Below are 21,015 nucleotides of genomic sequence, written 5' to 3' on the forward strand. Positions count from 1 at the left end.
GTGTCCGATGTGACGGATGTAGTCCAAGTGGCTGGCGGGACCCGTGTGAGTGTGGTGGAATGCAAACCGGACAACATACCGACTGAGCGAGAGTGAATGTCGGAGACACGCCGGAGCGCGACCGATCGGATATGGGGGCCACAGTGCAGATTTCTCGGAGAGACCTGTTCCGGTACGCGGCAGCGGGATCCGCCGTGGCCGGGATCGCGGCGCTCACGTCCACCACGTCCTCGGTCGGCGTCGCGAAGGCGGACAGTCTCGGCATCCTGATCGACTACGCGGGTGGCGTGCCGTCGGCGGACGCCATCCTCGAGGCAGGCTTTGCCGGCGCCATCCGCTACGTGTCCGACCGCCGTCCCGGCGCCGAATGGATGGAAGGCAAGCCGATGCTCGCCGACGAGGCGCAGGCGTTGCTCGACGCCGGACTGTCGGTCGTCTCGTGCTACCAGTTCGGCAAGGGGCCGACGGCTGATTGGCGCGGCGGTCTCGAGGCGGGCAAGCGGCACGCGGAGCGCGGACTCGAATTGCATCTCGCCGCAGGCGGTTCCGAGGACCGGCCCATCTACGCGTCCATCGACGACAATCCCACGCCCGCCGATTTCCTCACCATGATCGCCCCGTATCTCGCCGGGTGGGAGTCGGTGGTCGGCAAGGCCAACACCGGCATCTACGCCAACTCCACGACGCTGGATCTGGCGGTCCTCGCCGGGCTCGGATCGTGGTACTGGCAGCACGACTGGGGGACACCCGAGGGGTACGTCCACCCGTCGGCGCACCTGCACCAGTACGAGATCGACGCGAGCAACGTGGACGGCGTCGGCATCGACCTCAATGACATTCTCAAGCCCGACTACGGGCAGTGGTGACCGGGCTAGGCCGCCGGTTGCCCGCCCATCCGGGCAAGCCACTCCCGGGCGTCGTCGGGTAGCTTGCCTGCGGCTTCCGCTGCGCGGCACCACTTCTTGGCCGCGGCGAGAAAATTCATCGGGTTGTACGCGTCTTCCTCGCGTGACCACAGGTTGTCGCCGGCGTAGTGCAGGATCGTGATGTTCGCGGCGGCGTGCTCCGAGCCGTCGCCGGGATCCTCCATCGGGTTGTCGATCTCGCAGATGACCCATCCGCGGTCTTCGTCGATCACGTACCAGTTCGCCGGGAACGCGGTCATCCGGCTTCCGGGGAAGGCCGACATGGTGCGCGTGACCCATTGCCGAATGGCCTCGCGTCCATCGAAGTGTCCGAAGGCGTGCTCGACGTACGTGGCGTCCTCCGTGAAGAGGTCGGCGAAGCCGTTCCAGTCTCCGAGTTCGACGCAGCGGCTGACGGTTCGCTGGTAGTGCGCGAAGGCCTCTTCCAGCTCGGCACGGCTCCACGGCATGTGTGCATCCCCTTCTCTCGTCCGGCACCCGAATGTGAGCGCCCCGGAAAATGAGAACACGTTTCAGTTCTCGTGCGGGGTGTTTTCCGGTGGATGGGACGGCGTGAAACGCTCCTCGGGGGAACTCCGATTACCTGGTGTCACTCTTTTCACTCTGGAACCCGGAGGTTCTCCATGGAACTGCTTCTCAATTTCGTGTACACCGTCGCCTCGGTCCTCTATACCGCGCTGTTCGTCAACGGATCCTGATGAAGATGTGCACACTACACACAGTGTGTAGGGTGCACAGTAATGCCTCGGGCAGAATGACGGTAACTACTGGAGGTGTCGGTGTCCGATCGTGACGAGGTGGCGGCAGATGTCGAGAACGAATTGACATTGCTGTCGCGCTATCACGCGCATGCACAACGGGCGGGATTCCAACTCGACCGCTCCGCCTACCTCCTCCTCGGACGCCTGGAACTGGAACATCCGCTCAGCCTGAAACAGCTCGCCGAGGCATTCCGGCTCGATATCTCGACGATCAACCGGCAGATCGGCGCGTTGCTGAGGCGCGGCCTCGTCGAACGCGTTCCCGACCCGGACGGCGGAATGGCCCGCAAGGTCGAGGCCACCGCGCTGGGGCTCGAACAACTTCACGCCGACCGCGCGCTGGGCCGAAATGGTGTCGAGCGCATCATCGCCGAGTGGAGCGACCACGACCGGGGCGAGCTGCGCCGGCTGCTGACGAAGTTCAACGGCGAGATCGAGAAGTACGACGGCAACTCCTGGCCGCGCGCCGGACGGACGCCCTGACCGGACCGCGTCAGGACTGGACGTGCGCGGTCGCGTCCCGGGCGAGGTCCGGTTCCTCCGCGATGACCGTGAGGTGGGGGTGTTCCGGCGGGGAGGCGTGCCACCCCTTCCATGACATCAGAGACCACCGCGAGAGCCCCGACAGCGCAGACCCGAGGCTGGCGAACGAGGCGGTGCTCAGTGCCGAGCCGGCCGACCCGACCGACCCGATGGAGAGCACCGAGCCGACACTCCCGATGGACAGGATGGAGTAGGCGGAACCGATCGAGAGGATCGACCCCTCCGAACGGATCGACAGTATGGACCGCCGGGCGTGTCGCGATCGCAGTGAGTGGTGTGGGGTGTGATGCGTCGAGGGCATTCCTCGGTCTACCACGGTGGTGACGTCGGCAACAGTGAAGCGGTGCAGACATGAGCGAAGGGCCCTCCGGAAGATCCGGAGGGCCCTTCGCTCGTCAGCTGTGAAGAGTTACGCGACCTGGAACATGCCGACAGTCGGGAGGAAGCTGCACGTGATCGGCGCGGCGCCCTCTTTCTGCGTGGTCAGTCCGCCCGACACGACCGCGAGGACGCGGCCCGGGCCGGTGTCCGCGATCGCCGACAGGGTTGCCGGTCCATCGGGGTTGATCCTGGCCTCGTCGGTGAGGTTCTGGGTGGCACGCCGCTGGTTGTCCAGGTTGATCCACGTCACGGTCAGCGGATTGGGCTGTTCGGCGGCAACGGAACTGGTTCCGAGGGCGGTGAACACGAAACCGGCCTGACCTGCCTTGGGTCCGGGCGGGGGCAGCTGGGCCGGACCGGGAACCGCGAGTGCGGTGCCCACCGAGTCGGCGCCCTCTCCGATGCAGCCCTTGCCGATGGTCGGGTAGAGGAACTGCGCGATGACCGGTGCGTTCTCCTGCGGGATCTCGGGACCGCCACCGCCGCTGCCGTCGAGGAACGTGATGACGCGCTCGAGGGTGGACTTGAGTTCCGGCGGGATGCCGGGGGACTCGAGAAGGATGCGGGCCTGGTCCAGGATCGCGTCCTGAGGTCCTGCGGCGACGTCTTCGGTACCAGCTGCTGCGCCGATGATCGCGGGTGCGAAAGAGGCGAGCATCTCCACGGGGATGCCTTCGGGCACGGGCGGCGGCGTCGGCTGCGCATTCGCCTGGGCCGGCACTGCCATAGCGGCTGCTGCGGCAACAGCGAGAGCAGTCACTGCTCTGCGCATACCTCGGGTTCGAAGCACAGTCTCCCCATCCTTAGTCATAACAGCGTGGACGACAACTCAATCCACGTCTGACGGCTCGGGGGGTCACTCTATGTACAGCGCCCCCGGGTTGTACAGCTCACGAGTTCGTTCACCGATAGCTGTGGCATCCCGGTGGGAGTGTATGGCATACAGACCCCGACGGTGATCTTCCGGTGACCATAGCTTGTGGCACGTGTGGTTCGTGTGATTGGTGATGCAACTGTTACGCGCGGCTACGGACAGCTCGGGGCCCGCGGAGGCCGCCGTCTACGCTGTGCGGGACCGTTTCGGGATCGGCTGAGACATCTACACACCTCACGGGGAGAGCACCACACTGTGTCCGACCATGCAGCGTCCGACGACGGAGCAGCCTCCGACGACCCGACATCCGAGCGTTCTCCCACGTCGTCCCCGGGAGCGTCCGCCCTGCACGGCCTGTTGCGGTGCGCGCCCGTGCTTCTCGTGCTGTCGGTGCTCGGGCGCCTGGCGTGGACGCTGTTGAGTCCCAACGGGATGAACCTCGTCGACCTGCACGTTTACGTCGACGGTTCCGAGGCCCTCCGCGGTGGCAGTCTCTACGACTTCACCTACTCGGAAGTGACGCCGGACTTTCCGCTGCCGTTCACCTACCCGCCGTTCGCCGCGCTGGTCTTCTTTCCCCTGCATTTCCTGCCGTTCCCCCTGGTCGGGGTCGGCTGGCAACTGCTCACCATCCTCGCCCTGTACGCGCTGGCGCGAATGAGCCTCGGGCTCGTGCTCGGTGACGCCGCGCGCAGCCCGCACTGGCGGGCGGTCGCGGTGCTCTGGACCACCGTGGGGGTGTGGGTGGAACCGGTGCGCACCACACTGGACTACGGCCAGATCAACGTCTTCCTCGCGCTGCTCGTGATGACCGCGGTCCGCAGCTCCCGGTGGTGGCTGTCCGGCGCGCTCGTCGGTTTCGCCGCCGGAATCAAACTGACCCCGGCGATCACCGGCCTCTACTTCCTGATGCAGCGCCGGTGGAAGGCCGCGGTCTTCTCGGGCGTCGCGTTCGCCGCGACCGTCGGAGTCAGCTATCTCCTGATCGGCTCGGAGGCTCGGGAGTACTTCACCCACCTGCTCGGTGACGCCGATCGCATCGGCCCGGTCGGCTCGGTGTGGAATCAGTCCCTGCGCGGCGCGTTGTCGCGGCTGCTCGGGTACGACGTCGAGACGGGCGCCCTCTGGTTGCTGGCCGTGGCGGTCACGGCGGTCCTCGCCGTCCTGGCCTGGCGGGCGATCGCCCGGGACGATCGGCTCGGAACCCTCGTCATCGTCGAGTTGCTGGGGCTGCTCGTCTCACCGATCTCGTGGTCACACCACTGGGTGTGGGTCATCCCGATGCTGATCTGGCTGCTGCACGGCCCCTACGGATCGATGCTGGGCACCCGGATCCTCGCCGGATATTGGCTCGTCACCACCCTCATCGGCGTGCCGTGGGTGCTCAGCTTCTTCCAGGACTCGATCTGGCTGATCTCCCGGCCCGCGGTGCTCGCGTGGCTGGGCACGGTCGACGTCGTCGGCGCATTCGGTGTCTACGCCTGGGTCGCCTACGCCGGGCGCCGCACGAAGCGTGCTGCGGACGCCGCCACGGTCAGCCCGCCAGTGAGTCGATCTGCGCAGCAAGATCCAGATCCAGCTGCGTGAGCCCGCCGGCGGAATGCGTCGACAGTGTGTAGGTGACCTTGCGCCACCTGATGTCGATGTCCGGATGGTGGTTCGCCGCCTCCGCCGCCTCCGCGACCTTCCGGACCAGCTCCACGGCTTCGGGGAAACTCGGCGACTCGACGGTGCGGACGAGGGAATCACCGGCCCGCCGCCACCCGGGCAGTTCTGCGAGCGCGGTGTCGATCTCTCCGTCTGACAGCAACTCGGCCATACCCCATGATGGTGCGGTGCCAGTGGAACGTGCAAGGCCTGTCGACCACGCCGGAGAGGTGGTGGCGGCCGCGATCATCGTCGACGGCCGGCTGTTGCTCGCCCAGCGGACCCGGCCTCCGGAACTCGCGGGACTGTGGGAGCTGCCCGGCGGCAAGGCGGAGGCCGGGGAGACCGCCGAGGACGCGCTGCGCCGCGAACTGCGGGAAGAACTCGGGGTCGAGGTGTCGGGCGGCGACCGGATCGGTGACGACGTGCCGCTGCCCGACGGCCGGGTGCTCCGCGCGTACCGGGTCGAACTGGTGTCGGGAACACCCGTCGCGCTCGACCACGCGGAACTGAGGTGGGTGGACGGACGGGAACTGGGGGACATCGACCTCGTCGGCAACGACCGCGGGTGGGTGCCGGACCTGCGAGTGCATCTGAACGGGTGGGGCTGACCTCAGGCCGCGCGGGCCTTCTTGAGCCCCTTCTTCAGTTCCTTCTTGGAAGCGCCCTCGTTCTCGAGCTTCTTCATGCGCATGATGACCACCGGGCACTTGATGCAGCGCGTCTTGCTGCGGCAGCACTTCTTCTTCGGTTTGAGACCCGAGACCTTGCTGGCCTTCACCTTGCCCATACTCGGCTCGGCCTTCCTACTTCGGTGAACACCGGCATCCGCCGGCTACACCCAGGTTAGCGTCCCCTCAGCTTTCGGCCCCGATCCACACCCGAGACAGGCCGAATTCGACGTGGCGCAGATCACTTTACGCTGGTCGGGCAGGCCCCGGGCAGTCGGCGATGCGCGAAGTAGCCGCTCGGGCGGGTAGTATTCACGTGGCCGCGATGCCTGCACTGGGCGATTTACCATCGCCTCGACGAGGATTCTGAATCGAGATGACAAGGCGGCCGCCAGAAAGCCGTGCGAGGGAACTTTCGCGTGGCCGAATCAACTCAGCCAGGAGAGCCACCGCGTGACCATCACCAGCTTCCGTAACGTTGCCATCGTCGCACACGTCGACCACGGCAAGACCACTCTCGTCGACGCCATGTTGCGCCAGTCGGGGGCATTCGAGGAGCGCGCCGAACTGGTCGATCGCGTCATGGACTCCGGCGACCTCGAACGCGAGAAGGGCATCACCATCCTCGCGAAGAACACCGCCGTCCACAAGCATCACGGCGACGGCAGTGTCACGGTCATCAACGTCATCGACACCCCCGGTCACGCCGACTTCGGTGGCGAGGTCGAGCGCGGCCTGTCCATGGTCGACGGTGTCGTCCTGCTCGTCGACGCGTCCGAGGGCCCGCTGCCGCAGACCCGCTTCGTGCTGCGCAAGGCGCTCGCCGCATCGCTGCCCGTCATCCTCGTGGTCAACAAGACCGACCGTCCCGACGCCCGCATCGAAGAGGTCGTCTCCGAGAGCCACGACCTGCTGCTCGACCTGGCCTCCGACCTCGACGACGAGGCCGCCGAAGCCGCCGAGCTCGCCCTCGACCTCCCCGTTCTGTACGCCTCCGGCCGCGAGGGCAAGGCGTCCAAGGTTCAGCCCGAGAACGGTCACGCACCGGACGCCGAGAACCTCGACGCCCTGTTCGAGGTGCTCCTCAACTACGTGCCCGCGCCCAAGGGCAACGTCGACGCACCGCTGCAGGCTCACGTCACCAACCTCGACGCGTCCGCGTTCCTCGGCCGCCTCGCGCTGGTCCGTATCCACAACGGCGAGCTGACCAAGGGGCAGACCGTCTCCTGGTGCCGCGAGGTGGACGGCGAGCCCGTCGTCACCAAGGCCAAGATCACCGAACTGCTCGCCACCAAGGGTGTCGAGCGTCAGCCCGCCGAGAAGGCCGTCGCCGGTGACATCGTCGCCGTCGCCGGTTTCCCCGACATCATGATCGGCGACACCCTCGCCGACCTGGAGAACCCGGTCCCGCTGCCGCGGATCACCGTCGACCAGCCCGCCATCTCGGTGACCATCGGCACCAACACCTCGCCGCTCGTCGGCCGGGTCAGCGGACACAAGCTGACCGCCCGCATGGTGAAGTCGCGCCTCGACCAGGAACTCGTCGGCAACGTCTCGCTCAAGGTCCTCGACATCGGTCGCCCCGACGCCTGGGAGGTCCAGGGCCGTGGTGAGCTCGCGCTCGCCATCCTGGTCGAGCAGATGCGCCGCGAGGGCTTCGAGCTGACCGTCGGCAAGCCGCAGGTGGTCACCCGTCAGGTCGACGGCAAGGTGCACGAGCCGTTCGAGGAGCTCACCATCGACAGCCCCGAGGAGTACCTCGGCGCCATCACCCAGCTCCTCGCCAACCGCAAGGGCAAGATGGTGCAGATGGCCAACCACGGCGCGGGCTGGGTCCGGATGGAGTTCATCGTTCCCTCGCGCGGCCTGATCGGCTTCCGCACCGACTTCCTCACCGAGACCCGCGGCACCGGCATCGCGAACGCCGTGTTCCACGGCTACGCGCCGTGGGCCGGCGAGATCCGCGCCCGCCACACCGGCTCGCTCGTCTCGGACCGCACCGGTTCGGTCACCCCGTTCGCGATGATCCAGCTCGCCGATCGCGGAACGTTCTTCGTCGAGCCCGGCGCCGACACCTACGAGGGCATGGTCGTGGGCATCAACCCGCGCCAGGAGGACCTCGACATCAACGTCACCCGCGAGAAGAAGCTGACCAACATGCGTCAGTCCTCCGCCGACGTGATGGAGACCCTCGCCAAGCCCATCAAGCTCGAGCTCGAAGGCGCGATGGAGTTCTGCGCCGGCGACGAGTGCGTCGAGGTCACCCCGGAGGTCGTGCGCGTGCGCAAGGTGCACCTGTCGGCCACCGACCGTGCCCGTGAGCGTTCGCGTTCCAAGGCCCGCGACAAGGCGGCCCTGTAGTCGGCACGTCCGACCACATCAGACACAACCGGGCGGATGTACCTTCGGTCGATCGGCGACCGAAGGTACATTCGCTCGAGGGTTTCCGGAGCCTTCCGGTATCTCTGAGGAAAGGCGGCGCGGTGGTTGCTGGGGGTCGACTCGAAAGAGTTCGAGGAGTGCGGGGCCGAAGGCGTGGGAACGGTGTGGCAGTGACCGCGCTCCTGCTGGCAGTGTCGACGGCGATACTCACGTCGTGCACCGCCGATCCGCCCCCGCCGGTCGAGAGCACCGACAGCCCCAAGCCGACGGCGTCGCCGACCGAGAAGCAGCCCGTCGTCGTGGCCATCGACGACGTGGGCAGCGGGTTCAACCCGCACCTCCTGTCGGACCAGTCGCCGGCGAATTCCGCGGTCAGCGCCCTCGTGCTGCCGAGCCCGTTCCGGCCGGTGCCCGATCCCGCCCACCCGGGCGGCAGCAACTGGATTCCCGACTCCTCGCTCGTGATCTCCGCGGACGTCACGTCGCAGGAACCGTTCACCGTCACCTACCAGCTGCGGAACGAGGCGCAGTGGTCCGACGGCGCGCCCATCGCCGCCGAGGACTTCCGCTACCTGTGGCAGCAGATGATCAGTGCCCCCGGCGTGGTCGACCCCGCCGGCTACGAGTTGATCGAGGACGTCAGGTCGTCCGGTGGCGGCAAGACGGTCAGCGTCGTCATGAAGGCCGCCTACCCGGCGTGGCGTGAACTCTTCACCGACCTGCTGCCGTCGCATCTCATCAAGGATTCCCCCGGTGGCTTCGCGACCGGACTGTCCGAGAACATCCCGGTGTCGGGCGGGCACTTCCACATCAAGTCGATCGACCGCGGACGTGACGAGATCCTGCTCGAACGCAACGACCGGTTCTGGGACAAGCCGGCGACGCCCGACCAGATCCTGATGCGCCGCGACGGCACCCCGTCGCAGCTCGCCGACTCGATGCGCAACAACGACACGCAGGTCGTCCAGATTCACGGGGGCACAGCCACTTCCGCCCAGCTCGCGGCGATCCCCACGGTGCGGACGGGTTCGTCGTTCCAGCCGCGCGGACTCGACCTCACGCTGAACGGCCGGGTTCCCGAACTCGCGGACGTCCGGGTGCGGAAGAGCCTTCTGGAGTTGCTGGACACCGAACTGCTCGCCGTCGTCGGCGCCGGCAGCGAGGCGTCGGCGGTCCCGGCACGCTCGCAGGTCTACGCCCCCTCCGATCCCGGTTACACCGCGACCGCACCCGCGCGGCCGAGCCGCGAACAGGTGCTGGCGAAGCTGGCGGAGTACGGGTATGTCGCCGAAACACCGACGGACACCGTCGTTCCCGCAGGGGCGGCGCCGTCGACCCAGCTCGTCCGCGACGGCGTCCCGCTGACGCTCGTCATCGGGACACCCGAGGGTGACGACACCGCGAGCGCGGTCGCTAACACGGCCGCCGACCAGTTGCGCGGCGCCGGCGTCGACGCCACCGTGACGTCCCTGCCCGCCGAGGAGTTGTATGGGGAGTCGCTCGGCAAGGGCGACATCGGAGCGGTCGTCGGATGGTCGCGCGCCGGGTCCGACCCGGCGACGGCACTGGCCTCCCGTCACAGCTGCCCGCCCGCGGTGGTCGCGGCAACCCAACCGAACACCGAAACCACCGGCCCCGAACGTGATTCGGTCGCGGAGGCCGAGGCCCCGTCGAACCTGTCGGGAGTCTGCGACCCCACCCTGCAGCCGTCCATCGACGCCGCGCTGCGGGGGGTCGGTGATGTGCCGCAGGCTCTCGCCGACGCCGACCGCGCACTCTGGGATCTGGCTGCGGTGCTGCCGATCATGCAGGACCGCACACTGGTCGCGGCGGGCCCCGGCGTCGACGGGGTGTCGCTGTCGGGCGCCGTGCCGGTCGGAATATTCAGTGACGCAGCGGACTGGAGCAGGATCAAGGAATGAGTGAGCGGCGGCTTCTACTGGTCCATGCCCATCCCGACGACGAGACCCTCACCACCGGCGGCACCATCGCGCGCTACGCCGCCGAGGGTGCCGACGTTCACGTCCTGACGTGCACGCTCGGCGAGGAAGGCGAGGTCATCGGCGAGGAGTGGGCGCAGCTGATCGCCGACGCCGCCGATCAGCTCGGTGGGTTCCGGATCGGCGAACTGACGTCCGCGCTGTCGTGTCTCGGTGCGGGGAGGCCGCGGTTCCTCCTGGGGGCGGGGCATTTCCGTGATTCCGGCATGGCGGGCACGGCGTCGGCGGCCGATCCGCGCGCCTTCGTCAACGCCGACCGCGACTCCGTGACCGCCGCGATGGTGGCGGTCATCCGGGAGCTGCGGCCGCACGTCGTGGTCACCTACGACCCGGACGGCGGGTACGGGCACCCCGACCACATCCAGGTGCACACGATCACCACCGCGGCCGTCGAGGCGGCGGGTTCGGCGAAGTACCCGGACTGCGGCGAACCGTGGGAGGTCGCGAAGCTGTACTGGACGGTGACCGAGGCGAGTGCGCTCGAGTCGGGAATCTGCCGCATCGGCGACATCCCCGACGGCTGGCGACTGCCGGAGCCCGGCGAATTGCCGAGTGTCCCGGACGCCGACGTGACGACGGTGATCGACGTGCGGAGCGTGCTCGCCGCGAAGAGGGAAGCGTTGTCGGCGCACGCCACCCAGGTGACGGTTGCGCCGAGCGGAACCGAGTACGCGCTCTCCAACGACATCGCGCAGCCGATTCTGGCGGAGGAACATTTCGTGCTGGTCCGCGGCGCCGTCGGGGATCGGGACGCCGACGGCAGGGAACGGGACCTCTTCGGTGGCGTCGGTCACTGACCGTCGGTATCTGTGACGAGGGTTACGTATTAAACTGTGGCCCAGGTCACGCAGCGGCCTAGGTCGAGTCCGCGTGACCCCCGTCAGGAGAGGCGATAGATGTACAACTGGGATGTTCAGAACGCCATCGTCGCGTTCGTCGAGACACTTCGGCCTTCGTGGCCGGCCCAGCACGACCTGTACTACAGCGTGCTGTACGGATTCGCCGACATGCAGAGTCATTTGCTGACCCTGCTGGGCTACCCGCCCGTCGCCTGATCCACTATTGACACATGACCGTCGGCACCGCAGCGAAACCCGGACACCTCGATGTTCTGGGGAGGGTCACCCTCGCGCTGCTGGTGTTCGACGGTTTTCTGTGCGCCGTCCTCTCGGTGCTCTTCCTGCCCACCTACCTCGGGGCCACCCCGTTCCCGATCAGCATCCTCGCCGCCGCGGTCGCCAACCTGGCGCTGGTGATCGCAGCGCGGTCCACGACCGGCCGGGTGGGGACGGGAATTCTGCCGCTCGCGGGATGGGGATTCGGATTCCTGCTCTGCATGTTCGGCGGTCCGGGCGGCGACGTGCTCATGCTCGCCTCCGTCTGGACGCTCCTGCTCCTGATCGGTTCACTGGTTCCCGCGGCGGTCTACCTGTGGAAAGTCAGCGCGAAGGCGGCGTTCGGATCTGTTTCATCGACGGTGGGCGAGGGTACGCGGTAGCGACCAGCAGTCTGCTGAAGGAGCACCGCAATGACAGATCAGAACTTCACGACCGACGACGCCGGCATCCCGGTGTCGAGCGACGAGCACTCGCTCACGATCGGGACGGACGGGCCGATCCTGCTCCAGGATCACTATCTGATCGAGAAGATGGCCCAGTTCAACCGCGAACGCGTTGCGGAGCGCCAACCGCACGCCAAGGGGGGCGGGGCGTTCGGACGGTTCGAAGTTACCGAAGATGTCTCCGCCTACACGAAAGCCGATCTATTCCAACCCGGCAAGAAGACGGACCTGCTGATCAGGTTCTCGTCCGTGGCCGGCGAGCGCGGCAGCCCGGACACGTGGCGCGACCCACGCGGATTCGCCGTCAAGTTCTACACCGACCAGGGCAACTACGACATGGTCGGGAACAACACACCCGTCTTCTTCATGCGCGACCCGATGAAGTTCCAGGACTTCATCCGCTCGCAGAAACGACGTGCCGACAACAACCTCCGCGACCACGACATGCAGTGGGACTTCTGGACGTTGTCCCCGGAGTCGGCGCACCAGGTCACGTGGCTCATGGGCGACCGCGGCATCCCGCGCACCTGGCGGCACATGAACGGGTACTCCAGCCACACGTACATGTGGGTGAACGCCGCCGGCGACAAGTTCTGGGTGAAGTACCACTTCAAGACCGACCAGGGCATCGAGTTCTTCACACAGCACGAGGGCGACCAGATGGCGTCCATGGACACCGATTACCACACGCGAGACCTGTGGGAGCACATCGAAGGCGGCGAGTACCCGAGCTGGACCTTGAACATGCAGATCATGCCGTTCGAGGATGCCGACGACTACCGGTTCAACCCGTTCGACCTCACCAAGGTGTGGCCGCACAGCGACTACCCGCTGATCCCCGTCGGCAGGATGACGCTCGACCGCAACCCCACGGACTACCACTGCGAGATCGAACAGGCCGCGTTCGAGCCCAGCAACCTGGTCCCCGGCATCGGCCCGAGCCCGGACAAGATGCTGATCGGCCGGCTCTTCTCCTACCCGGACGCCCACCGCTACCGGATCGGCGCCAACTACAAGGAGCTGCCCGTCAACAGGCCGCACGTGCCCGTCCGCTCGTACTCGAAGGACGGCAACATGCGCCACCACAACCCCGGGGATCCGGTCTACGTGCCGAATTCCAAGGGCGGCCCGCACGCCGACCCGTCGCAGGTGGGGGCGACCGCCACCTGGTACAGCGCCGGCGACATGGTCCGCTCGCCGTACGCGCTGCACAGGGACGACGACGACTGGGGTCAGGCCGGGACGATGGTCCGTGAAGTGCTCGACGACGCCGCCCGGGACCGCCTGGTGGACAACATCGTCGGCCATCTGCTGAACGGTGTCAGCGAACCGGTTCTGGCGAAGGCGTTCGAGTACTGGCGCAACGTCGACAAGACCCTCGGCGATCGGATCGCCGACGGTGTCGGGAAGAAACAGTCGGAGACCGACCCGAAGGCGGGCGAACAGGCCAATGCGGCGCGGAGCAGCGCGCAGGCGAAGGCCTAACGCTCGAACGCCACCGGGTGCCGAGGCTGGTACAGCATCATCTCGCCCGCACCGGGAATCTTCAGGGACGTGGTGAGGCCGTACCCGTCGTCGCGGATTCCGCGGGTGAACTCGGCGCCCTTGGCCTCGAGTTCCGCGACGGTCGACTCGATGTCGTCGCACATCAGGGAGATCTCGTGGTGCGGCCGAGTCGACCACGGCTCACCGCCCCGATCGTCCGAGGTGGGGTGCACACCCATCTCGGACGGTCCGGTGCGGAAAATCAGCCACCCGCCGCCGGCGTCGACGTGTGACCAGCCGAGCACGTCCCGGAAGAAGTCGCGGGCCGCCTCGGCGTCGTCGGCGTAGACCAGTGTGTGCACGGCAGTGATCATGTGGGCAGCTTAGTGCGATTCGTCCGTCACACTGGGAGAATGTCGAACGACGAACTTTCCGGACTGACCATCGCCGTCACCGCCGAACGCCGGGCCGCCGAGTTCATCACGCTCCTCGAACGGCACGGGGCTGCCATCGTGCACACGCCGGCCATTCACGTGCTGCCGCTCGTCGACGACTCCGATCTGCGGTCTCGCACGGCCGACATCATCGCGTCGCCGCCGGACCTCCTCGTCGTCAGCACCGCCGTCGGCTTCCGGGGATGGCTGGATGCGGCCCGGGCCTGGGACGAGGAAGACGCACTGCTCGCCGCCCTGCAATCGGCGCGGATCATCACCCGCGGTCCCAAGGCGAAGGGCGCCGTCCGCGGCGCCGGCCTGCGCGAGGAGTGGTCGCCGGAGACGGAATCGTCCGAAGAGGTGCACGAACACCTCGTCGCCGAGGGTGTGCGCGGTCTGCGCGTCGCGGTCCAGTTGCACGGCACCATCACCGAATGGGAGCCGATGACCGACCTGAGCGTCTCCCTCGCCGGCGCCGGGGCCGAGACGACGGCCGTGTCGGTGTACCGGTGGATCAGACCCGAGAACCAGAAGCCGCTGCTGACGCTGCTCGACCAGATCATCCGAGCCGAGGTCGACGCCGTCACCTTCACCAGCGCACCCGCCGTCTCGTCCCTCCTCAGCACCGCGAAGGACACCGACCGCGTCGAGGCCCTCCTGCACGCGTTCCACGGTCCGGTCGCACCCGTCTGCGTGGGCTCGGTGACGGCCTCACCCCTCACCGCCCTCGGCGTCGACACCATGCAACCGGCCCGTCCCCGGCTCGGCAGCATGGCCAAATACATCATCGAGGAACTCCCGAACCGGCGGTAGCCGGACGAACGGGACGATCGTTGCGTCAGATCGAACGGGCGTCCAGTTCGTTCGGGGAGGGTGGCCCGGAATCACCCGATCAGCCCGGCCGCGCGGGCGGCGTCGGACAGCACCGACTCGAGCATGGCGGGGGTGAGCCGGCCGGTGAAGGTGTTCTGCTGGCTGACGTGGTAGCAGCCGAACAGGTGCAGGGGACGTTCGGCGCCGGGGAGTTCGACGTGCGCGCCGTGCCCGAATTTGGGTCGCGGCCGGGGGACGGCCCACCCGGCGTCGTCGAGGACGGGGAGCAGCGACTGCCAGCCGAATCCGCCGAGGACGATCACCGACCGCAGGTGGGGTTGCAGGATGCGCAGTTCGGCGTCGAGCCAGTGGCGGCAGTTGTCGCGTTCGTCCGGGGTGGGCTTGTTCGCGGGCGGCGCGCAGTGCACCGGGGACGTGATGCGGACGCCGAACAGTTCGAGGCCGTCGCCGATGTGGGTGGCGGTGGGCTGGCTCGCGAGTCCCACAGCGTGGAGTGCGGCGTAGAGGAAGTCGCCGCTGCGGTCGCCGGTGAACATGCGCCCGGTCCGGTTCGCGCCGTGGGCGGCGGGGGCGAGACCGACGATCAGCAGGGACGCATCGGGTGGACCGAATCCGGGGACCGGGCGACCCCAATAGGTTTCGTCACGGAACGACGCGCGCTTCTCGCGTGCGACCTTCTCCCGCCACTCGACGAGGCGGGGGCAGGCTCGGCATTCGATCAGCTGGGCGTCGAGACCGGCGATGTCGGTCAGCGCCGCGCCCACACGTCACCTCCGCCGGGTGTCACCGACTCGACGAGCGACCACGCCTGATCGGCAGGCAGATCGATCACCAGGTACTTCCCGGTGCCTGCGGGTGTGGCGGCGATGACGGTCGCCACACCCGCCCGCCGTTGGAAGAACGTTTGACGGACGGTCCACCCGATGATCCCGTCGGCCTCGAGGCTGTCCCGGGCGCGGTCGAGGGAGCCGCTGCGGGTGATCAGCCACCCGGGCAGCACCGCATGGCCGAGGCCGCGGTACCGATCCCACGCCAGGACCACGCCGCCGACGGCGAGCGCGACGATCGCGGCCCCCGCTGCCCAGAACACCGGCCGGTCGAGGATCACGAAGACCAGGGCGACGGCGAGCGCGATCTCGGCGGGGATCAGGGCCCGCGTGTAGCGCCGCCGCTGGGCGACCGGGCCGTGCGGGGTGAGCGGGACCGCGGCCTGACGGTGGTCGCTGATGACGGTGGCCATCACCCGCTCCGCTTCCGCACGCGGCGCCTGGGGGAGCAGGAGCGAGGACTCCCGCCTCTCGGCGCTGACGCCGGTCATGACGGCATCCAGTCGGGCACCGCCGGCGAGACGGAGGAGGAGCGGTTCCTTGAGGGTCGTCCCGCGGAGGCGGGCGCGATCCAGGGTGGTCTGGCGGGTCTTCAGCAGCCCGTGGCTGACGTGCAGGGTGCGGCCGTTGTCCGTCAGCGTCATGTTGCCGTACGTGAGGAGGTACCGGATGCAGGCCAGGGCGCTGGCGGCGATCAGGAGGACGACGATCCCGACGACGACGGCGATGGCGATCCCGACGCGCTCGGCGGATTCGATGCCCTCGGCCACCGTCGACGAGCGGGCGATCTTCGCGCCGATTCCGTACTGGAACGCGAGACCGACGATCGCCGCGATGGTCACCACGCCGGTCACCGAGAACGGGGCGTAGCGGACCCAGACCGGTGTCCAGTGGCCGATCTCGGTCACTGCGGGCTCCTGTGTGACCGCGGTCTGTTCGACGTCGGGCGAGGGCTGCCGGGCGAGCAGTGCGGCCCTCAGGCCGGGAACCAGCCCGGTGGAGAGGGCGTTGAGTTCGAACTTCGCCGCGTCGGGTTTGGAACCGACCTGCTGGCCGGTGCCGATGCGCACGATCGACAGCCCGAGCAGGCGATGCAGGACCCCCGCCTCGACGTCGACGGATCGGATGCGGTTGCGTGGTACCGACAGCAGGCGTTTGCGGAACAGGCCCTGCCGCAGTTGCACGTGGACCGGACCGATGCGGTAGCTCGTCGTGAACCAGCGCGAGACGCCGAACACCACGAACACGACGATGGCGACGAGACTCCACACGTGGTTGCCGCTCTGGGTGCCGATCACCAGCGAAATCAGCAACACGGGCAGAAGTTTGACGATCTCGTCGACCGGGTGGACGAGCAGCATCCGGCGGTCCAGGCGCAACCAGGGCTGTTCCTCCTCGGCGGCGGCCGCGGCCTCGCCGTGCGCGATGGGGGGAGCGATTCCCGGTTCCGGTGCCGCACTCATGTGGCGTCACCGACATTGGTGCCCGCGATCCCGGTGAGCCGGGCGACGGTGCGATCGGCGGTGTCCTGATCGAGGGCGGAGATCTTGACGGCACCGGCGGACGACGCCGTCGTGACGGTGACGGTCGCCAGCCCCAGCATGCGGTCGATGGGTCCGCGTTCGGTGTCGACGGTCTGGATGCGGGAGATGGGCGCGATGCGTCGTTCCTGAGTGAACCAGCCGCTGCGGGTGTAGACCGCGGTGTCGCTGATCTCCCAGCGGTGCACCCGGTACCGCCAGAGCGGTACGACGGCGACGTGGAGGATCGCGAGCACGACGGTGATCGCGAGGACCGTGACGTGCACCCACACGGGCCACCAGTGGAAGACGAGAGCGACCGCTTGCGCGACGAAGAGCGGAAGCCAGAGAAGGGCGGCGTTGATCGCCCACAGTTGCTTGGCCCTGGGGCTGGGCCGCCACAGCGGGTCCGCCATCGTGACTGTGGTGGGCACACTCATGCCCCTACTTTGGCCGTGCCCCGGCATTCTGTCGAGAACCGACCTATCGTAAGAGAACCCCCCGAAGTGAAAGGAGCGCAGACATGACGTCATTCGATGCGGCCGATTCTCCGGAGGTTCCCGAGGCAGACCGGCTCGAGCAGGAACTCGCCGTGGACGACGACAGTTCCGACGAAGTCGAAGAAGTGTCGTCACTGGAGGTGAACGAGGCGGACGTGGCCGAGCAGAGCCGGGCGGTTCCGGTCGACGAGGACTACCCCCGCGAATAGCGATCCGCGCGTTCGCGGGAGTCTGGGTGGCAGTGGTCGTCGTCGATGGCGCATGATCGCTGGGTGACCCATTCAGGTGAAGAATCCGGCCGGCCCACGATGCTTCCCATGCCCGGTGTTCCGGCACCGGCTCCGTCCGGCGCATCCGCGCAGGAAGTGGCCCCCACCGCCTCCGCCATGCGGCGGGTGCTGCGACGTGCCCGTGACGGCGCCACTCTGAACGTGGACGAGGCGACGACCCTGCTGCAGGCCCGCGGCGACGACCTGACCGACCTGTGTTCGTCGGCGGCGAAGGTGCGGGACGCCGGGTTGCTGGCGGCGGGCAGACCCAAGGCTGTCACGTACTCGCGTAAGGTGTTCATTCCCCTGACGCGGTTGTGCCGGGACAAGTGCCACTACTGCACGTTCGTGACGGTGCCCGGCAAGTTGCGGGCCGAGGGGCGCGGCGCGTATCTGGAGCCGGACGAGGTGCTGGAGATCGCCCGGCAGGGCGCCGAATTGGGCTGCAAGGAAGCCCTCTTCACCCTGGGTGACCGTCCCGAGGATCGGTGGCCGGAGGCCAAGCAGTGGCTGGACGAGCGCGGCTACGATTCGACGCTGGACTACCTGCGTGCGATGTCGATCCGGGTACTCGAGGAGACCGGGCTGCTGCCGCACCTGAACCCGGGTGTGATGAGCTGGGAGGAGATCTCCCGCCTCAAGCCGGTGGCTCCCTCGATGGGCATGATGCTCGAGACGACGTCCACCCGGTTGTTCACCGACAAGGGCGCGTGCCACTACGGCAGCCCCGACAAGGATCCGGCGGTGCGGTTGCGCACACTCACCGACGCCGGCAGGTTGAGTGTGCCGTTCACGACGGGCATTCTGGTGGGCATCGGCGAGACCGTCCGGGAACGGGCGGAATCGATCATGGCGATCCGTAAGTCGCACAAGGCGTTCGGGCACGTTCAGGAAGTGATCGTCCAGAACTTCCTCGCCAAGCCCGACACCGCGATGCGCGACACCCCGGACGCGGGCCTCGAGGAGTTCGCCGCGACCATCGCCGTGTCCCGGTTGCTGCTCGGCCCGGGGATGCGCATCCAGTCGCCGCCCAACCTGGTGTCGAACACCGAGTGCCTGGCGCTGCTGGGTGCGGGTGTCGACGACTGGGGCGGCGTGTCGCCGCTGACCCCGGACCATGTGAACCCGGAGCGGCCGTGGCCGAACCTGGACACCCTGGCCGCGATCACCGCCGAGGCCGGGTTCGAGCTCACCGAGCGCACGGCGGCGCAGCCGCAGTTCGTGCTGGCCGGTTCGCCGTGGATCGATCCGCGGATCATCGGGCACGTGCAGGCCCTCGCCGACCCCGATACGGGGCTGGCACGGCCGGACACGATCCCGGTCGGGTTGCCGTGGCAGGAGCCGGACGAGTCCTGGGAGTCGGCGGGCCGGGTGGATCTGAACACCGAGATCGACACCGAGGGCCGCAACACCGAGACGCGCAGCGACCTCGGCAGCGCGTTCGGGGACTGGGAGACCGTCCGCGAGCAGGTGCTGGAGTTGAGCGGCCCGGTGCGGGTGGACACGGACGTCCTCGCGGCGTTGCGCAGCGCCGAACGTGATCCGGCGGGCTGCACCGACGACGAGTACCTGGCGTTGGCGACGGCCGAGGGTCCGGGGCTCGAGGCGATGGTGGCGCTGGCCGATGCGCTCCGCAAGGACGCCGTCGGCGACGAGGTGACCTATGTGGTGAACCGGAACATCAACTTCACCAACATCTGCTACACCGGGTGCCGTTTCTGCGCGTTCGCGCAGCGCAAGGGTGACGCGGATGCGTTCACGCTGTCCACCGGCGAGGTCGCGGACCGGGCCTGGGAGGCCCACGTCGCGGGCGCGACCGAGGTCTGCATGCAGGGTGGCATCGACCCGGAGCTCCCGGTCACCGGGTACGCCGATCTGGTGCGTGCGGTGAAGGCGCGGGTGCCGTCGATGCACGTGCACGCGTTCTCCCCGATGGAGATCGTCAACGGCGCCTCCCGCGGCGGGCAGAGCATCCGGGACTGGTTGACGGAACTGCGCGAGGCCGGCCTCGACACCATTCCCGGCACGGCCGCGGAAATCCTCGACGACGAGGTCCGCTGGGTGCTCACCAAGGGCAAGCTGCCCACCGCCACCTGGATCGAGGTGGTGACCACCGCACACGAGCTGGGTCTGCGGTCGAGTTCGACGATGATGTACGGCCACGTCGACAACCCGAAGCACTGGGTCGGGCATCTGCGGGTGCTGCGCGGAATCCAGGACCGGACAGGCGGATTCACCGAGTTCGTCCCCCTGCCCTTCGTGCATCAGAGTGCGCCGCTGTATCTGGCGGGCGCGTCCCGTCCGGGCCCGACCAACCGTGACAACCGGGCCGTCCACGCCCTGGCCCGGATCATGCTGCACGGGCGGATCCCGAACATCCAGACCAGCTGGGTCAAGCTGGGGGTCACCGGTACCCAGGTGATGTTGCAGGGCGGCGCCAACGATCTCGGCGGCACCCTGATGGAGGAGACCATCTCCCGGATGGCGGGTTCGGAGCACGGATCCGAGAAGACCGTCGCCGAACTGCGGGCCATCGCCGAGGGAATCGGCCGCCCGGCCCGCGAACGCACCACGACACACGCCCGACGCGAGGGAAGGACACCGGCCGCATGAGCGAGACGGACCGGCTGGGCGACGACCAGGTCGTCACCATCCTGGATCGTGCCGCACGGGGCATCAACCCCGTGCTCGATCTGGCTCTCACGGATCCGTTCGGCATCAAGAGCCGGACGTTCACCCCGACAGCGGAGGACCGGAGCGCCGCGGAGGCGCTGCTCGACGTCATCGCCTGGGTTCTCGACACCGTCCAGTTCCCGGGGACGGCGTCGTGGGAGAAGGCGAGCGACGACGAGCGGGCCCAGTGGTGGGTGACGCGGATCGGTGCGCTGAACACGATCGCGGTCGCGTTCCCGGGCATCTTCGGTGTGCTGCTCAATCGGCTCCCGATCCAGGACGTGCTCGGGTTCGCGAATCAGGCCGTCGTTCTCGTCGCCGTCGCCCGGGAACACGGCGTGACGAACCGGTTCGACCAGGTGGACCTGCTGGCGTCCGTACTCTGCCGGCGTGAGACGGATGCGCCGGCGGTGCTCGCCGGCACGGCGCGATCCGATTCCGCGGACGGCGAGTCGGTGTGGCTCCCGTTCGCGCTGATCGGCGCGCTGTGGCGCACCGCCCGCACCGTGCGCGCGCTCAGTGACGAACTCGACAAGCGTCCTGGGCCGGGCTCGACCTACTCGTTGCTGGGGAACATCCCGGTGGTCGGTGTGGTGGCCGGGTACCTCGGAGAACGGGGCGCGCTGGTGAGAGCTGCGAAAGCGGGCGAGCAGTGGATCGCGTCCCGGGCGCGGCTGACCGCGGCGGTGCGCCGGGTCAGGTAACCCTCACCGCAGAGAGGCCCGCC

General features: G+C 68.1%; 23 protein-coding genes. 14 read left to right on the forward strand and 9 right to left on the reverse strand.

Annotated features, from left to right (window positions below; translation table 11 throughout):
• Positions 1–131: 131 nt before the first annotated feature.
• Positions 132–866: a DUF1906 domain-containing protein gene (locus tag QM806_RS01400; RefSeq protein WP_169693581.1), complete on the forward strand. Its 735-nt coding sequence runs from the start codon at positions 132–134 to the stop codon at positions 864–866.
• A gap of 5 nt (positions 867–871) precedes the next feature.
• Here QM806_RS01400 and QM806_RS01405 read toward each other — a convergent pair whose 3' ends face one another.
• A complete protein-coding gene (locus QM806_RS01405; RefSeq protein WP_005253656.1) occupies positions 872–1,375 on the reverse strand; it encodes a nuclear transport factor 2 family protein in 504 nt (167 codons plus the stop codon).
• 324 nt (positions 1,376–1,699) lie between these two features.
• Between QM806_RS01405 and QM806_RS01410 the strand changes: the two genes are divergently transcribed.
• Complete coding sequence (locus tag QM806_RS01410) at positions 1,700–2,170, forward strand: MarR family winged helix-turn-helix transcriptional regulator (protein WP_005253654.1); 471 nt, start codon at positions 1,700–1,702, stop codon at positions 2,168–2,170.
• Between the two features lie 10 nt (positions 2,171–2,180).
• On the opposite strand, the gene QM806_RS01415 is transcribed toward QM806_RS01410, so the two are convergent.
• On the reverse strand, positions 2,181–2,531 hold the full coding sequence (locus QM806_RS01415) for a hypothetical protein (RefSeq protein ID WP_005566831.1): 351 nt from the start codon (positions 2,529–2,531) through the stop codon (positions 2,181–2,183).
• 108 nt (positions 2,532–2,639) lie between these two features.
• Positions 2,640–3,422: an Rv1157c family protein gene (locus QM806_RS01420; protein ID WP_182623861.1), complete on the reverse strand. Its 783-nt coding sequence runs from the start codon at positions 3,420–3,422 to the stop codon at positions 2,640–2,642.
• Positions 3,423–3,740: 318 nt separating this feature from the next.
• Here QM806_RS01420 and QM806_RS01425 point away from each other — a divergent pair, with 318 nt between their 5' ends.
• Complete coding sequence (locus QM806_RS01425) at positions 3,741–5,072, forward strand: mannosyltransferase (protein ID WP_054247377.1); 1,332 nt, start codon at positions 3,741–3,743, stop codon at positions 5,070–5,072.
• Here the strand turns inward: QM806_RS01425 and QM806_RS01430 are convergent.
• The gene (locus tag QM806_RS01430; RefSeq protein WP_005239148.1) at positions 5,020–5,304 is read right to left on the reverse strand and encodes a 4a-hydroxytetrahydrobiopterin dehydratase; all 285 of its coding nucleotides are present in this window, start codon (positions 5,302–5,304) and stop codon (positions 5,020–5,022) included. The genes QM806_RS01425 and QM806_RS01430 overlap by 53 nt on opposite strands.
• A 58-nt stretch (positions 5,305–5,362) precedes the next feature.
• Here QM806_RS01430 and QM806_RS01435 point away from each other — a divergent pair, with 58 nt between their 5' ends.
• Complete coding sequence (locus QM806_RS01435) at positions 5,363–5,743, forward strand: (deoxy)nucleoside triphosphate pyrophosphohydrolase (RefSeq protein WP_005566834.1); 381 nt, start codon at positions 5,363–5,365, stop codon at positions 5,741–5,743.
• Positions 5,744–5,745: 2 nt separating this feature from the next.
• On the opposite strand, the gene QM806_RS01440 is transcribed toward QM806_RS01435, so the two are convergent.
• Positions 5,746–5,922, reverse strand: a complete 177-nt coding sequence (locus QM806_RS01440; RefSeq protein ID WP_005253649.1) for a hypothetical protein — start codon at positions 5,920–5,922, stop codon at positions 5,746–5,748.
• Positions 5,923–6,256: 334 nt separating this feature from the next.
• Between QM806_RS01440 and typA the strand changes: the two genes are divergently transcribed.
• From typA to QM806_RS01470, 6 genes are all read left to right on the forward strand, one after another.
• Complete coding sequence (gene typA, locus QM806_RS01445; RefSeq protein WP_005239154.1) at positions 6,257–8,164, forward strand: translational GTPase TypA; 1,908 nt, start codon at positions 6,257–6,259, stop codon at positions 8,162–8,164.
• Positions 8,165–8,286: 122 nt separating this feature from the next.
• Positions 8,287–10,107 carry an ABC transporter family substrate-binding protein gene (locus tag QM806_RS01450; protein ID WP_275948798.1) on the forward strand — a complete coding sequence of 607 codons (1,821 nt, stop codon included), beginning with the start codon at positions 8,287–8,289 and terminating at the stop codon, positions 10,105–10,107.
• A complete protein-coding gene (mshB, locus tag QM806_RS01455) occupies positions 10,104–10,982 on the forward strand; it encodes an N-acetyl-1-D-myo-inositol-2-amino-2-deoxy-alpha-D-glucopyranoside deacetylase (protein WP_005566837.1) in 879 nt (292 codons plus the stop codon). The genes QM806_RS01450 and mshB overlap by 4 nt, the downstream gene beginning before the upstream one ends.
• A 99-nt stretch (positions 10,983–11,081) precedes the next feature.
• Positions 11,082–11,240: a hypothetical protein gene (locus QM806_RS01460; protein ID WP_005566838.1), complete on the forward strand. Its 159-nt coding sequence runs from the start codon at positions 11,082–11,084 to the stop codon at positions 11,238–11,240.
• A 14-nt stretch (positions 11,241–11,254) separates the two neighbouring features.
• Positions 11,255–11,683 (forward strand): hypothetical protein, encoded by a 429-nt coding sequence (locus tag QM806_RS01465; RefSeq protein ID WP_283290117.1) that lies wholly within the window; start codon positions 11,255–11,257, stop codon positions 11,681–11,683.
• Positions 11,684–11,713: 30 nt separating this feature from the next.
• A complete protein-coding gene (locus QM806_RS01470; RefSeq protein WP_005253645.1) occupies positions 11,714–13,231 on the forward strand; it encodes a catalase in 1,518 nt (505 codons plus the stop codon).
• On the opposite strand, the gene QM806_RS01475 is transcribed toward QM806_RS01470, so the two are convergent.
• The gene (locus QM806_RS01475) at positions 13,228–13,605 is read right to left on the reverse strand and encodes a VOC family protein (protein ID WP_005253644.1); all 378 of its coding nucleotides are present in this window, start codon (positions 13,603–13,605) and stop codon (positions 13,228–13,230) included. The genes QM806_RS01470 and QM806_RS01475 overlap by 4 nt on opposite strands.
• A gap of 39 nt (positions 13,606–13,644) precedes the next feature.
• Between QM806_RS01475 and QM806_RS01480 the strand changes: the two genes are divergently transcribed.
• Complete coding sequence (locus QM806_RS01480) at positions 13,645–14,478, forward strand: uroporphyrinogen-III synthase (RefSeq protein ID WP_005253643.1); 834 nt, start codon at positions 13,645–13,647, stop codon at positions 14,476–14,478.
• Between the two features lie 71 nt (positions 14,479–14,549).
• Here the strand turns inward: QM806_RS01480 and QM806_RS01485 are convergent, their stop codons facing one another.
• Genes QM806_RS01485 through QM806_RS01495 form a run of 3 tightly spaced genes read right to left on the reverse strand, consistent with a single transcriptional unit; the run spans position 14,550 to position 17,286 of the window.
• The gene (locus tag QM806_RS01485) at positions 14,550–15,263 is read right to left on the reverse strand and encodes a uracil-DNA glycosylase (protein WP_005566843.1); all 714 of its coding nucleotides are present in this window, start codon (positions 15,261–15,263) and stop codon (positions 14,550–14,552) included.
• Positions 15,248–16,789: a PH domain-containing protein gene (locus tag QM806_RS01490; protein ID WP_169693580.1), complete on the reverse strand. Its 1,542-nt coding sequence runs from the start codon at positions 16,787–16,789 to the stop codon at positions 15,248–15,250. Before QM806_RS01490 ends, QM806_RS01485 begins: the two co-directional genes overlap by 16 nt.
• Positions 16,786–17,286: a PH domain-containing protein gene (locus QM806_RS01495; protein WP_167120746.1), complete on the reverse strand. Its 501-nt coding sequence runs from the start codon at positions 17,284–17,286 to the stop codon at positions 16,786–16,788. Before QM806_RS01495 ends, QM806_RS01490 begins: the two co-directional genes overlap by 4 nt.
• A gap of 83 nt (positions 17,287–17,369) precedes the next feature.
• Here QM806_RS01495 and QM806_RS01500 point away from each other — a divergent pair, with 83 nt between their 5' ends.
• The 3 genes from QM806_RS01500 to QM806_RS01510 are packed head-to-tail and all read left to right on the forward strand — an operon-like array spanning position 17,370 to position 20,992.
• A complete protein-coding gene (locus QM806_RS01500) occupies positions 17,370–17,555 on the forward strand; it encodes an Rv3202a family protein (protein WP_005566848.1) in 186 nt (61 codons plus the stop codon).
• Between the two features lie 45 nt (positions 17,556–17,600).
• Complete coding sequence (locus QM806_RS01505) at positions 17,601–20,228, forward strand: bifunctional FO biosynthesis protein CofGH (protein WP_283290121.1); 2,628 nt, start codon at positions 17,601–17,603, stop codon at positions 20,226–20,228.
• Entirely contained in the window at positions 20,225–20,992 is a 768-nt protein-coding gene (locus tag QM806_RS01510) for a hypothetical protein (protein ID WP_169695000.1), read from the forward strand. Before QM806_RS01505 ends, QM806_RS01510 begins: the two co-directional genes overlap by 4 nt.
• Positions 20,993–21,015 lie beyond the last annotated feature (23 nt).

Source organism: Rhodococcus sp. IEGM 1351 (assembly GCF_030056875.1).
Lineage (GTDB): Bacteria > Actinomycetota > Actinomycetes > Mycobacteriales > Mycobacteriaceae > Rhodococcus_F > Rhodococcus_F opacus.